13 protein-coding genes are annotated in these 13,150 nt (G+C 32.5%); 8 read left to right on the top strand and 5 right to left on the bottom strand.

The features are described 5' to 3' along the window. Positions 1 to 63: 63 nt before the first annotated feature. From ACFS3A_RS03225 to ACFS3A_RS03215, 3 genes are all read left to right on the top strand, one after another. On the top strand, positions 64 to 1,104 hold the full coding sequence (locus ACFS3A_RS03225; RefSeq protein ID WP_379823887.1) for a hypothetical protein: 1,041 nt from the start codon (positions 64 to 66) through the stop codon (positions 1,102 to 1,104). 330 nt (positions 1,105 to 1,434) lie between these two features. Continuing rightward, entirely contained in the window at positions 1,435 to 2,151 is a 717-nt protein-coding gene (locus tag ACFS3A_RS03220; RefSeq protein WP_379823885.1) for a hypothetical protein, read from the top strand. 20 nt (positions 2,152 to 2,171) lie between these two features. Beyond that, a complete protein-coding gene (locus ACFS3A_RS03215) occupies positions 2,172 to 2,567 on the top strand; it encodes a hypothetical protein (protein ID WP_379823884.1) in 396 nt (131 codons plus the stop codon). 262 nt (positions 2,568 to 2,829) lie between these two features. Here ACFS3A_RS03215 and ACFS3A_RS03210 read toward each other — a convergent pair whose 3' ends face one another. Further along, positions 2,830 to 3,735 (bottom strand): LamG domain-containing protein, encoded by a 906-nt coding sequence (locus tag ACFS3A_RS03210; RefSeq protein ID WP_379823883.1) that lies wholly within the window; start codon positions 3,733 to 3,735, stop codon positions 2,830 to 2,832. A 280-nt stretch (positions 3,736 to 4,015) separates the two neighbouring features. Here ACFS3A_RS03210 and ACFS3A_RS03205 point away from each other — a divergent pair, with 280 nt between their 5' ends. Then, positions 4,016 to 4,219, top strand: coding sequence for a hypothetical protein (locus ACFS3A_RS03205; protein WP_379823882.1), 204 nt, complete (start codon positions 4,016 to 4,018; stop codon positions 4,217 to 4,219). A 108-nt stretch (positions 4,220 to 4,327) separates the two neighbouring features. On the opposite strand, the gene ACFS3A_RS03200 is transcribed toward ACFS3A_RS03205, so the two are convergent. The 3 genes from ACFS3A_RS03200 to ACFS3A_RS03190 form a co-directional block, all read right to left on the bottom strand. Further along, positions 4,328 to 5,245 carry a LamG-like jellyroll fold domain-containing protein gene (locus ACFS3A_RS03200; RefSeq protein WP_379823880.1) on the bottom strand — a complete coding sequence of 306 codons (918 nt, stop codon included), beginning with the start codon at positions 5,243 to 5,245 and terminating at the stop codon, positions 4,328 to 4,330. A 327-nt stretch (positions 5,246 to 5,572) separates the two neighbouring features. Continuing rightward, complete coding sequence (locus ACFS3A_RS03195; protein ID WP_179004031.1) at positions 5,573 to 6,613, bottom strand: PLP-dependent cysteine synthase family protein; 1,041 nt, start codon at positions 6,611 to 6,613, stop codon at positions 5,573 to 5,575. A gap of 70 nt (positions 6,614 to 6,683) precedes the next feature. Next, positions 6,684 to 8,819 (bottom strand): S9 family peptidase, encoded by a 2,136-nt coding sequence (locus ACFS3A_RS03190; RefSeq protein WP_379823879.1) that lies wholly within the window; start codon positions 8,817 to 8,819, stop codon positions 6,684 to 6,686. 69 nt (positions 8,820 to 8,888) lie between these two features. Between ACFS3A_RS03190 and ACFS3A_RS03185 the strand changes: the two genes are divergently transcribed. Continuing rightward, a complete protein-coding gene (locus ACFS3A_RS03185) occupies positions 8,889 to 9,209 on the top strand; it encodes a YbaB/EbfC family nucleoid-associated protein (protein WP_276174292.1) in 321 nt (106 codons plus the stop codon). Between the two features lie 122 nt (positions 9,210 to 9,331). On the opposite strand, the gene ACFS3A_RS03180 is transcribed toward ACFS3A_RS03185, so the two are convergent. After that, positions 9,332 to 10,351 carry a threonine aldolase family protein gene (locus ACFS3A_RS03180; protein WP_379823878.1) on the bottom strand — a complete coding sequence of 340 codons (1,020 nt, stop codon included), beginning with the start codon at positions 10,349 to 10,351 and terminating at the stop codon, positions 9,332 to 9,334. 151 nt (positions 10,352 to 10,502) lie between these two features. Between ACFS3A_RS03180 and prfB the strand changes: the two genes are divergently transcribed. The 3 genes from prfB (at position 10,503) to msrB (ending at position 12,932) form a co-directional block, all read left to right on the top strand. Next, a protein-coding gene (prfB, locus tag ACFS3A_RS03175) for a peptide chain release factor 2 (RefSeq protein ID WP_179004035.1) occupies positions 10,503 to 11,601 on the top strand; the annotation gives its coding sequence in 2 pieces (ribosomal slippage) (positions 10,503 to 10,565 and positions 10,567 to 11,601; 1,098 coding nt in all). Continuing rightward, positions 11,602 to 12,456 (top strand): hypothetical protein, encoded by an 855-nt coding sequence (locus ACFS3A_RS03170; RefSeq protein ID WP_379823877.1) that lies wholly within the window; start codon positions 11,602 to 11,604, stop codon positions 12,454 to 12,456. A 29-nt stretch (positions 12,457 to 12,485) separates the two neighbouring features. Next, the gene (gene msrB, locus ACFS3A_RS03165) at positions 12,486 to 12,932 is read left to right on the top strand and encodes a peptide-methionine (R)-S-oxide reductase MsrB (RefSeq protein ID WP_109192736.1); all 447 of its coding nucleotides are present in this window, start codon (positions 12,486 to 12,488) and stop codon (positions 12,930 to 12,932) included. Positions 12,933 to 13,150 lie beyond the last annotated feature (218 nt).

Genomic DNA, 13,150 nt, shown 5'->3' with positions numbered 1-13,150 from the left:
AATAGGTTTGAATCTTATCTTAAGTATACTTGATAAAAGCTTCAATTTTATAAAATTAAATTAATGAATTTCAATCTTTTAAATACACAAATAGGCATTCGTAATTTTAGTGTTAGGAATGACAACGTTTTGATTAATACCGTAAACAATATAAAAATCAATGATCGAATACTACATCCTAAATTTGACGAATATAATGTTTGCAATTTTATAAATAATCAATATTTGTTTTATGGCAATTTAGAAACAATGATATTATATGATTTTAGGAATAACATTAAAAAAGAATTAAATTCGAAGTATTCGTATTATTGGGAAACTCTAGAAGATAATAAAGTTTTAATAAGTGTCAATAGAAGAAAAAATGATTTAGGACAAAAAATAGCAGATTATCATTGGTATGATTTTAAAAGAAATCAACTGGAAAAATTATTATTTATTGAAAAACCACAAAATAAAATTTTAAACAAAACCATACTAATAACAGAATCATCATACATCATCAAATCCATTTCACTCGTAACGGCCAAATTTGAATGGGAGTCAAATCTAGAACAAGAATTTTCTACTTATCAGGTTGATGGTATACAAAAAATAATAGGAATTTATAATGATATCCTTTGGCTAAGTTGTACAAAAGCTTTATTGGGAATAGACATCAATACTGGGAAAAAAAAATATATTTATTCTGAACCGAATCAAGTAATATATAATAGTGGCAAAACATTAGAAAATTTTAGAGGTTATGATGGATATATAGATGAAGAAAATAAAAAGATAATAGGATTTGAACACGAAACGTATTATGAATTAGACTTAAACGATTTGAACTTAAATTATTGGATTTTTACCGAAGAATGTGGCAAAATCTTAGCCTATTCTCCTCACGTTGAAAAAAAATGTTTTACTAAAACACATATATATTTTATTGATAGTATCAACGGTAAAATAATAATATTTAATAGAATAACTAAAGAATTTGACTGGATATACACTTTCCCTCCCGAATCCTGTACAGGAATTTTAAATGATATTCAAATATCTAAAACCAAACTATATGTTTTAGACACTGGTGGGACCTTGCATATTTTCCAAAAAAATTAATAGAACAAAATAAACCAAACTATGCAAACCTCAAAAAAGACAAGATACGCCACTCCCGCACGAATCCTTTCGTGTGGCGATGCAAATGATCGAAGTCTAGTTTTTTTATAAAAAATAGTACTATAAAAATGAGATGAAATTATAAATAAAAAGGTAAAATACCACACGAAAAGATTCGTTCGGGAGCATGGAAATTCTCCTGCCAGCTTGAGATTACAAAAACAGTAATAACTAAAACCCAATCTTGCTAACATAAGCAAAAACCAAACTTCAAAAATCATCAACTCAAAAACCAGTAAGAGTATTGAATATATTTAAAATAACAAATAAATGAGTGAAAAATTAAATTTTGTAAATGATTATATAGCTGATTTTATGTCAAGCAACTTTCCCGAATTTTCAAGATTTAAGATCAAAATGAACGAAGATGCTTTATATTTTCATAATAATACAAATGGATATAAACATGAAATATTTGTAGGTCTGGGAGAACTCACCTATCCTGATCATAAAATTGTAAATGGTGGGTTTCACTGTTGGGTTGGAGTAAATTTTATAGAAAATATGTTAATTGCGTTACTTTCAAAACATGATTTACATGTAGGTCAATTACATCCTACAATTTGGTTTAATGAATTTACGATTCCAAATTTTAAACTAATATGGGATTCATTTAGACAATTCGATGGTTATGATTTAGCTACAGACAAAGAAATGCTGGATAAATTATGCGAACATTATAAAGAAGTAATTGAGCGTTATTTTATTCCTTTTTGGAAAAAATATAGTAATATACAATATATAAATGATGAGATTATAAATAAAGTTGATCAGATGAATTTAGCTGATTATTTTGGTGTTGGACCATTGCATTTAAAAAAACTTGTCATTATGCGAATCTGCAAAAATAAAAATTATGATTTCTATAAAGAATGGCTGCTAAATACTTATATAAAAGAAGAACAGGAAATGAAAAATAATAAGGAATGGAACTCCGAATATAATTTATTTAAGGAGTTAATAGAAATCTTAGAAACACAATACTAAAAGTCTAAAACTACAGGCAAATGAGTTCTTATTTTAATAAATTTAAGGACGGAATATTCGTAATTATCAAATTAGATAATAAAGCATCGATTTATTTCGGAGAAAATTCCTGGTGGCTTTTAGAGGATTGGGAGAATGATATCCTTAACAATACTTATTTACAAGAAATAAAACCACTAAAAATTGAATTTGAAAATACATCATATAAAAATGACTTCTCCAATTTAGTTAAAAGCTCTTATAATAATTATCTTCCAAGTTTATACATCGACTTTGATAATAAAGAGCTTTATAGCAACTATTTTGATCAGGCAATTGAAAATAGAATTATGGAAGGATGGAAAGGTTCTTTTATAGAAAATCAGGATAAGTTTTTGGAACTAATTCCTAAAGAGGTTAGATATTGGAAAATCTAAAAGTTCCTAAAATTATGCAATGATACAGATTATGACGGAAAACTTTCATATCTAGAATCTCTTCTTACTTCCATGGCTAATGAATACTTACCTTAATTTGAAAAATTAAAATTAAACAATAAATAGTTTCATGTAAACCTCAAAAATCACAAGATACGCCATAATTTCACTAGTAGTTCTATTCATAGTAATTAGCGTATTAAGCTAAAAAACAAAAAGCCTTCTGAAAATTCAGAAGGCTTTTTTAGTTTGAAAAACTCCTTTATTTCTGAGGAGTTCCATTAGTCACTTTAATCAAATAAGTTCCTTCCGGTAAATCATTAATATTAGATGCATCAGTCCCTATTAGTTTTTTTCCCTGCGAGAAAACCTCGATATTTTTACCGCCTGCTTTATTAGCTTCATTTGAAGAAGCTGCAACGGGTGCCGGAGCTTGAACTGGAGTTTTTACAGGCGCTGCTGTTTTTTTTACCGGCGCTGCAACTTGACTTACTGTTGCAGCTGAAGAAGCTGGTTTAGAACTGTTATAAGCCTCTCTTACCTGTTCGTCTGTCATAGCAACAGTATATAATCTAAGATCGTCAATATCGGCATTAATACTGGTTGCCGTATTGAGTTTTCCAATGTTTAAAATATATCCTTTTGCCGAACGCTGCATGCCTTCTACAGCTTTTAGCAATTCTCCGTTGCGATATATTTTTGATATATTTCCATCATAAGTTACGCTATAAAAATACCAGGTTTCTTTAACGAGCGGCACAGACACTACTACGTTGTTTGTATCTCCCCAGCCCACCAAACTTAAATCAGAACTGCCCGAAACTGTGGGTTGTTGTATTAATCCGAAATACTGTCCATTTACAGCAGTACCGTAACCAAAAATATAATTGGCTGCGGTCACGGCATTAAATTTTACCCAAACAGAAAAAGTCTTTGGTTTATTATCCTGTGGAAGATCCCCTACCACTGCCTGATACGCTTTATTGGTAAGTCGTAAAGCACTTTTAGGAGCGCCCATTCTGTCATTTACAAAAACAGGAGTTCCCAAAAATGAAATAGTGTTATCGGCACTATTTAGGTTTCCATTAAAAGTAAATTCCTGCACCGGATTTTGCGCATTCGTATTCAAAAAACTTACAAACATTAAAGAAAGTAATAATTTTTTCATGTATAAAAGATATTAAAAGTATATTTTTAATGTATCAGAATGAAATTCTTCTTTTTTAAAGAATTTTAAACTACAATACTTCAGCTTATTAAAATCCTAATTGTATTTTTATAAATTTTGTTAAAACTATAATTTTAATTCAGCATCACCAAGCAATTCCTACATATAAATACAGAATTCTCACAAAACTTAAAAAAACATGTTTATAGGCTATTGTTTCATAATTTCTGTTTTAAAAAATTATATTTGTCTCAACAGAATTAACTATTAATTACCCCAAATGCAGACATCAAAAATCACTAGAATTGCAGTTATCGCTTTAGTACTTTTATTTTTAATATTAAGTGTTATTAGCTGTAGTACGCACACTCACACTGCCACGCAAACCACTACAGGTAAAAAAATCCCACCAGGACAAGCTAAAAAAGCTTCAGGAAGCAAAAGCGCAAAACAGTACGCTCCAGGTCAGCAGAAAAAAAGATAATCAATAAAAAACCTTCTGAACTCCAGAAGGCTTTTTTTACTATTTCAAAAAATTCCGTTGCTAACGCAACATACAAACTAACTAAAATTAAAAACTAAGTAAATATTGTTATTTTGAAGTAATCTTTTTGGCAGGAGAACTGGTAACTTTTAACAAATAAGTTCCCTCCGGAAGATCATTAATGTTCAATGCATTGCTTCCTTCTATTTTTTGACCTTGTGAATACACTTCAATATTTTTAACAGATCCGTTTACATCATTTGACGCAATAATTGTCCCGCTTGGCTTAACGGTAGTTTTGCCTTTAGCAGATGTTGTTGCCTTAGAAGTTTTCAACTCCATTGTTGGCGCAGCTGCCATAGCTACAACAGGTTTTCCACTCTCATAAAGAGCACTAACCTGCTCCGGTGTTAAAGCCACATTATAGATTTTTAAATCATCTATATCGGCATTAATTCCGATAGTCGTATTAATTTCTCCAAGTCTAAAAATATTCCCGTTTGTTGCTCTAGTCATGCCTTCCAGATATTTCAATAACTTCCCGTCACGGTATATTCTCGAAGTTGCTCCTTCGTAAGTAATAGTATAATTGTACCAAACATACTTTTCAAGTTGTGTAGACACAATAACATCGTTAGAAGCTCCCCAGGCAGCCAAACTAAGATCAGAGTTAGAAGTTGAGGTTCCTTGTTGTAATAATCCGCAATATTGCGCATTATAAGCATTACCGTAGCCCCAGATATAATTTGCGTTTGAAATATCATTGAATTTAACCCAAATACTAACCGTTCTCGCAGTCTTACCTTGCGGCAGATTGTCTATTACAGCCTCTAAAGCTTTATTATTTAATCTTTGGGCACCTCTGAGCTCTCCTGCCCTGTCGGCAACGAAATTATCGATTCCCATAAATGAAGTGGTGTTGGCGGTATTATTTAAAGTACCATTAAAGTTAAATTCCTGAATCGGTGTTTGAGCAGTAACATTCAAATAACTTACAAACAAAACTGTGAGTAGTAATTTTTTCATAATAATAGATTTTAGGGATTAAACAACTAAGGTTATTTTAACACTGCTAAACTAGATTATTATGAATTGGAGCGGAAATTTTTCCGACAACCTACAGAAATACTCGTTAAAATAAACAATTTCGGACATTTTATATCCAAAAAATATATTTTCACACTTTTAACGATATTACTAAAATACAAGTCAGAATTCAATCAACTTAATAATTTCTTACGTATAAATACGCTCTTTTAATAATATATTCAATATTTTTTTTCTTGAGCTTACACCATAAAAAAACTCCATTCGCAAATACGAATGGAGTTTATATTTAAAAAAGCAATTAAATTACTTTACGAATTCAATTTTTTGAGCTTCTTCTTCGTTAACACTATCAAAGAAACCTTGTTCATTCATCCAGTCATCACTAAATACTTTACTCATATAACGAGAACCATGATCCGGGAAAATAGCAATAATATTACTCTCTTTTGTAAATTCACCTTCTTCAGCATACTGCTTTATAGCCTGCATTACTGCTCCGGAAGTGTATCCAACAAACAAACCTTCTTTACGAGTGATTTCTCTTGCTGAGTGCGCACTTTCTTCGTCGGTTACTTTCATGAATTTATCAATAATATCAAAATCTGTAGCCGATGGAATTAAGTTTTTACCTAAACCTTCTATACGGTATGGGTAAATTTCTTTGCTGTCAAACTCTTTTGTTTCGTGGTATTTTTTCAATACAGAACCAAAAGCATCAACTCCGAGAATTCTAATATTTGGATTTTTTTCTTTTAAGAATTTTGCAGTTCCGGAGATCGTTCCTCCTGTTCCGCTGCAAGCAACTAAGTGCGTAATTTGTCCTTTTGTCTGTTCCCAAATCTCCGGACCGGTAGTGTTGTAGTGAGCATCAATATTCAATTGGTTAAAATATTGATTAATGTAAACTGATCCTTTTGTTTCTTCGTGTAAACGTTTTGCAACGTTATAATATGATCTTTCGTCATCTGCAGAAACGTGAGCGGGACAGACATATACTTTAGCTCCTAAACTTCGCAGCATGTCAATTTTATCTTTGGATGATTTTGAACTTACTGCTAAAATACAATTGTAACCTTTAATAATGCTTACCATTGCTAAACTAAATCCTGTATTTCCAGATGTGGTTTCGATAATGGTATCTCCTGGCGAAAGAATTCCTCTTTTCTCGGCTTCTTCAATAATATATAACGCGATTCTATCTTTTGAGGAATGACCTGGATTGAAAGCTTCTACCTTTGCGTAGAAATTTCCTTCTAACTCTTCGGTGATTTTATTTAGTTTAATAAGCGGGGTGTTACCTATTAACTCTAAAACATTATTATAAGCGGTTATTTCTTCTTTCATAAAAAAATAGTTAATCAAGGGCATTTTTAATTAACCTTGATAGGTTGCAAATTTAACAAAAAAAATCTAATTAGCTTTTAATTTTTTCTAAATCTAATAAAAAACTAAATTCTTTTGCTAAGTCTTTCAAAGCCTCAAAACGTCCCGAAGCCCCGCCATGTCCTGCATCCATGTTGGTATCTAAAAATAAAAGTTTGTCATTTGTTTTTAAATCTCGCAATTTTGCAACCCATTTAGCTGGCTCCCAATATTGTACCTGCGAATCGTGCAATCCTGTAGATACATACATATTAGGATATCCCTGTGCTTTTACATTATCGTAAGGTGAATACGATAACATATAATCATAATACTCTTTTTTGTTTGGGTTCCCCCATTCATCATACTCTCCGGTTGTAAGCGGAATGCTGTCATCCAGCATTGTGGTAATTACGTCTACAAAAGGCACCTGAGCAATGACTCCGTTATATAATTCAGGAGCTTCATTTACAATAACTCCCATTAACAAACCTCCTGCCGATCCTCCTTCTGCATATAAATGTTCGGGAGAAGTGTACTTTTGGTCTATTACAAATTTAGAGCAATCAATGAAATCTGTAAAGGTATTTTTCTTTTTTAACAGTTTTCCATCTTCATACCATTGCCTCCCTAAATCCTCTCCTCCACGAATATGCGCGATAGCATATACAAATCCGCGATCCAAAAGTGATAATCTTGTAGAAGAGAAATAAGTATCCATCGTAATTCCATAAGACCCGTAAGCATAAAGCAACAACGGATTTTTACCGTTTTTCTCTAATCCTTTTCGGTAAACCATCGAAATTGGCACTTTTACACCATCTCTCGCAGTTGCCCAAACGCGTTCTTCTACATAATTGTTTTTATCAAACTTTCCGCCTAAAACCTCCTGTTCCTTCAAGATTTCTTTGGCTTTAGTCCTCATATTAAAATCAATTATAGAAGACGGCGTTGCCAATGACTGATAACTGTAACGTAAAATATCGGTATCAAAATCAACATTAGTTGTTGTGTAAGCGTTATAAGTCTCACTACCAAAAGGAAGATAATAATCCGGCTCACCATTCCAAGGCATAATACGAATATGATTTAATCCGTTAGAACGTTCCTCTACAACTAAATAATTTTTGAATATTTCAATGTCCTCCAATAAAACATCTTCTCTGTGCGGAATAAGATCAACCCAGTTTTTCTTCCCTGTTTTATCTTCAGGCGTTTTCATTAATTTAAAATTGGTCGCTTTATCTTTATTAGTCAAAATATAAAACGAATCTTCGTAGTGCGAAATACTGTATTCTAATCCGCGAACTCGTGGTTGAAAAACAACAAATTCTCCGTCCGGATTATTCGAATTCAAAATTCTGTATTCAGTTGTTAAAGTGCTTCCTGAACCAATAACAATATATTTTCTGGATTTTTCTTTACTAATCGAAACATTAAAAGTATCATCCACTTCATCAAAAACCAAAACATCTTTTTCTGATGCTGTATTCAATTTATGTCTAAAAACTTTATCAGCTCTAAGTGTCACCTGATCTTGTCTCACATAAAAAATAGTGTTGTTATCATTTGCCCAAACAGAAGCTCCGGTAACATTTTCTATTTTATCAGCTAAAATTTCACCTGTTTCTAAATTTTTAATTTGAATGGTATAAATTCTTCTCCCAACAATATCTATCCCAAAACTGGCAAATTTATTATCCGGACTGATACTTAAACCACCTAATTTGAAATAGGCATGTCCTTTTGCCATTTCATTACAATTAAAAAGAATTTCTTCGACTGCAGAAAGGCTTCCTTTTTTTCTGGCGAAAATTGGGTAATCCTGTCCTGTTTCAAAACGGGTAATATAGAAATATCCATTGTAGAAATAAGGAACCGAAGAATCGTCTTCTTTAATTCTTCCTTTCATTTCTTCAAACAGATTATCTTTTAAAACTTTTGTATGAGAAGTCATTCCCTCATAGTAAGTATTCTCCTGATTTAAATAATCGATTACTTCTGAATTTTCTCTGTCATTCAGCCAGAAATAGTTGTCAATCCTGGATTCTTTGTGTTTTTTTAATGTTTTTGGAATTATTTTGGCCTTTGGAGCCGATATATCATTTTGCATTGACTGAGCATTAATTTTTAAATATAAAGACGCAAAAATAGTACAAACACAATAGAACAAAATTAATTTTTTCATAAAATATTCTATTGATTTAACACAGCAATATACTAATTTTGTCTGAAATAATTTAAAAAATCAACAAAAATGGATTTAATGGGAATGATGGGTAAACTTAAAGAAACCCAGCAAAAAATTGAAGATACAAAAAAGCGTTTAGATACTGTTTTGATTGATGAACAAAGCGCTGACGGATTATTAAAAGTTACTATTACTGCAAGCAGAAAAATAAAATCTCTTTCTATTGATGATTCTCTTTTAGAAGATAAAGAACAATTGGAAGACTATTTAATTGTAACTCTAAACAAAGCAATTGAAAAAGCAACAAATGTTAACGAAAGAGAATTAGACGCTGTTGCAAGAATGGATATGCCTTCTATTCCTGGAATGGATAATCTTTTTAAATAAGAGGCAAAGATACAGAGTTACAAAGGGACAAAGATTTCTTCTCTCTTACTCAAAAAACAAAAAAAGACGCAATGTGCGTCTTTTTTTGTAAGCTTTGTTACTCTGAACCTTTGTCACTTTGTCTAAAATTTCGAAAGCGTATCAATTACATAAGTATGCATTACTTCTTTGTAATCTAAATGTGTTACAATTCTAAGTTTGTTATGACCAAGCGAACTTATTAATATGTTTTTCTGCTTTAATTTTTCTATTAATAATTGATCGCTGTAACCTTCAGCCAAAGAAAAAATTAAAATATTAGTTTCTACTGGTTCAATTGATCCAATCCAGGGTTTAATACTCAGCACTTTCGCTATTTCTTTCGCTCTTCGATGATCTTCTGCCAGTCTTTCGATATTGTGCGCCAAAGCATATAATCCTGCAGCAGCTAAATAACCAACCTGACGCATCCCTCCGCCTAATATCTTCCTGATTCTCAACGCTCTGCGAATATCATCTTTACTACCAAGCAGCACTGAACCAATTGGAGCTCCAAGACCTTTAGACAAACAAACTGAAATGGTGTCAAATATAGCCCCAAATTCTTTCGGATTTTGTCTTTTTGCCACCAAAGCATTCCAGATTCTGGCACCGTCTAAATGAAATTTCAAATTATTAGCGTCACAAACTTTTTTTATCTCTCTTAAATCTTCTAATTCGTAACAAGCTCCCCCACCTTTATTTGTCGTATTTTCAACACAAACCAAACTGGTTAACGGACTATGATAAAATTCAGGATCGTTTATTGCTGCTTTCACTTGTGCTGCTGTAATCATACCGCGATTCCCATCTATTAAACAACAGGAAACTCCGCTGTTAAAAGAAACTCCTCCTCCTTCATAATGATAAACATGAGCATATTTATCGGCAATCAACTGCTCTCCCGGCTGTGTATGTAGTTTAATCGCTGTTTGGTTAGCCATAGTTCCAGACGGAAAAAAAAGCCCAGCTTCCATACCAAAAAACTCTGCTGTTCTGTTTTCCAATTCAATCACCGTAGGGTCCTGTTTGTATACATCATCGCCGACATGAGCGTTAAACATATACTGCAGCATTTCATAAGTAGGCTTTGTTATGGTATCGCTGATTAAATTTATTTCCATATTCTAAAAACTATATCTTATTTTTGTATGCAAAATTACGTATTACTTATAGTTATTCTCAGCAAGTTTTAGTAAAATTTAACTCGCTCGTTTCTATAGACCAAATTAACGTAATTTTGATAAAAAACATATAAATCCTATTAATTAATTTATGACAACAGCCGAACAAGTAAAAGGTATTGTGGAGCGCCTTGGTGCGTTGAGGAGGTATCTTTGACGTCGATGCCAAGCTAATCGAAATCGCAAACGAAGAAGAAAAAACGTTTGCTCCTGACTTTTGGAACAATCCGAAAGAAGCAGAAAACATTGTAAAAAATCTTCGAAACAAGAAAAAATGGATCGAAGATTATGACAAAGCCGTTTCTTTAACAGAAGAATTACAGCTGGCTTATGATTTCTACAAAGAAGGAGAACTTACTGTTGACGAACTAGATGAACAATACAATGCCGCGCAATCGCACATTGAAAACATTGAATTCAAAAACATGCTTTCTGACGAAGGCGACAGTTTAAGCGCTGTAGTTCAGATTACCGCTGGAGCTGGAGGAACAGAAAGTTGCGACTGGGCCGGAATGCTGATGCGTATGTACATGATGTGGGGAGAAAGTTATGGCTACAAAATAAAAGAACTGAACTTTCAGGAAGGCGATGTTGCAGGAATTAAAACCGTAACTTTAGAATTTGAAGGTGATTATTCTTTTGGATATCTAAAAGGAGAAAACGGAGTACACCGTTTGGTGCGTATTTCACCTTTTGATAGTAATGCTAAACGTCATACATCATTCGTATCAGTTTACGTTTATCCATTAGTTGATGATAGTATTGAAATCGACATTAATCCTGCCGATATCGAAATTACAACTTCTCGTTCAAGTGGAGCCGGTGGACAGAATGTAAACAAAGTGGAAACAAAAGTGCAATTGGTTCACAAACCAACCGGAATTCAGATTCAATGTTCTGAAACACGTTCTCAGCAAGATAACAGACAACGTGCTATGCAAATGCTTCGTTCTCAATTGTATGAAATTGAGTTAAAGAAACAACAAGCGCAGCGTGCTGATATTGAAGCCGGAAAAATGAAAATCGAATGGGGATCGCAGATTCGTAATTACGTAATGCAGCCTTACAAATTGGTAAAGGACGTTCGTACAGGTTACGAAACCAGCGATGTCGATGGCGTAATGAACGGAAATATTGACGCTTTCCTTAAAGCCTATTTAATGATGATGGGACAGAAAGAAGAAGAATAAATGAACAAATACATCAAAGGTTGTTTAGTAGTTACAGGCACAGTATTTATATTATTAGCAATAATAATTGGATGGTTCTTTTGGTCATCAAATAGCCGTAAAAAACAAGCTGAAATTGATGGAATCGCATTCTCAAAAGAATGTGATTCCATCAAATTTATTACAGAACAACCTGAGATTCAATTTGCAAAATTCAAGAAAAACGAAATCAGTATTCTTAAATTCCAGATCATAAGAGAAGGGAAATTCATCCATGACACAATAATTAAAAATGGGTTTAATAAAAAAACTTCTTCCAGCGAATACCAATCAATTAATATTCCTTATAAAGCATTTTTAAAAACTGATACGATTGTAGTTACTACACAAAACAAATTACATTATTACATTTCAGGATACCATCATTACGCTTACTTACATTATGGAATGACAGGATATGTCGGAAGCCATGACTGCCGATTTTCTGATAATCCTACAATTAACAATGAGGTTCTGCTAAGTCCAATACTTTTCAGGGAAAACGGCTGGATAAACCCTGAAATATCCAAACATATTAAAAAGATAAGTGTATCTGATAGTGCTGGATATTATGGTTTTGCAAAAAAGAGCAATATAAAAATAGAAGATGCCGAACGGATCCTAAAAGAAAAAAGGAAAAATCAGGTTTTTAGATCTACTACAATTAATGGAATTGAAGTTGGCCCAAAAGATAGTTATTATGTATTTGGCGAAGAAACTGAATCAGGAACGCTTCCTAATGATTTAGTTCCTAGAAATCTAAAACAGTATGTGGTTAAAATAAATTGCGAAACCGGAGAATATAAGCGTTATAAAAATTACCCTTTTGACAATTAAACTTTTCATATTTACTAAAAAAAATAGTTATGATAAAATGGGCAGATGTAATTCATTTTACAAATAAAGGAAATCCAGCTCCTGAAAAGAGAGTGGAAAAAACGGAGGAAGAATGGAAACAAATCTTAACTCCGGAAGAATTTCAGGTAACTCGTCTAAAAGGCACCGAAAGATCTTTTAGCTCTGAATTGTGCAGTTTGTTCGATCCTGGCATTTACGAATGCAAGTGCTGCGGAACTGTTCTTTTTGATGCAAGTGAAAAATTTGAATCAGGAACAGGGTGGCCTTCTTTTACACAGCCAATCAAAGAAAATGCTATCGCATATCATGCTGACAGGTCATACGGAATGGTTCGTGTTGAGGTTGTATGTAATGTGTGCGATGCACATTTGGGGCATATTTTCCCAGATGGACCTCCACCAAGTGGTTTACGTTACTGCATAAACGCAGTTTCTTTATCAAAAATTAAAGAATAATTTATAGAAAGCGATTCCTTAAAAGTGAATCGTTTTTTTTATAACTACCAACAATCAAGTGATTTAACAAAACAAATGTAAGCCATCACTTAACAATTAAATTATTCATTTTTTAGTTACAAATTTTCCTCTGTTTCTATTCAAAAACTAAGTTACAGCTACTCAGTCCCTTAAAAAACTCTCATTAAATTAATATTTTAAATGTTAATTTTTCAAAA

Origin of the sequence: Flavobacterium notoginsengisoli, assembly GCF_042686225.1 — a bacterium.
GTDB classification, from domain to species: Bacteria; Bacteroidota; Bacteroidia; order Flavobacteriales; family Flavobacteriaceae; genus Flavobacterium; species Flavobacterium notoginsengisoli.
The sequence above is the reverse complement of the archived record's forward strand: the minus strand, read 5'-3'. Positions and strand labels throughout refer to the sequence as shown.

Coding starts and splice junctions, on each gene's coding strand:
- ACFS3A_RS03225 (WP_379823887.1), top strand. CDS start 64: ATGAATTTCAATCTTTTAAATACACAAATAGGCATTCGTAATTTTAGT.
- ACFS3A_RS03220 (WP_379823885.1), top strand. CDS start 1,435: ATGAGTGAAAAATTAAATTTTGTAAATGATTATATAGCTGATTTTATG.
- ACFS3A_RS03215 (WP_379823884.1), top strand. CDS start 2,172: ATGAGTTCTTATTTTAATAAATTTAAGGACGGAATATTCGTAATTATC.
- ACFS3A_RS03210 (WP_379823883.1), bottom strand. CDS start 3,735: ATGAAAAAATTATTACTTTCTTTAATGTTTGTAAGTTTTTTGAATACG.
- ACFS3A_RS03205 (WP_379823882.1), top strand. CDS start 4,016: ATGCAGACATCAAAAATCACTAGAATTGCAGTTATCGCTTTAGTACTT.
- ACFS3A_RS03200 (WP_379823880.1), bottom strand. CDS start 5,245: ATGAAAAAATTACTACTCACAGTTTTGTTTGTAAGTTATTTGAATGTT.
- ACFS3A_RS03195 (WP_179004031.1), bottom strand. CDS start 6,613: ATGAAAGAAGAAATAACCGCTTATAATAATGTTTTAGAGTTAATAGGT.
- ACFS3A_RS03190 (WP_379823879.1), bottom strand. CDS start 8,819: ATGAAAAAATTAATTTTGTTCTATTGTGTTTGTACTATTTTTGCGTCT.
- ACFS3A_RS03185 (WP_276174292.1), top strand. CDS start 8,889: ATGGATTTAATGGGAATGATGGGTAAACTTAAAGAAACCCAGCAAAAA.
- ACFS3A_RS03180 (WP_379823878.1), bottom strand. CDS start 10,351: ATGGAAATAAATTTAATCAGCGATACCATAACAAAGCCTACTTATGAA.
- ACFS3A_RS03170 (WP_379823877.1), top strand. CDS start 11,602: ATGAACAAATACATCAAAGGTTGTTTAGTAGTTACAGGCACAGTATTT.
- msrB (WP_109192736.1), top strand. CDS start 12,486: ATGATAAAATGGGCAGATGTAATTCATTTTACAAATAAAGGAAATCCA.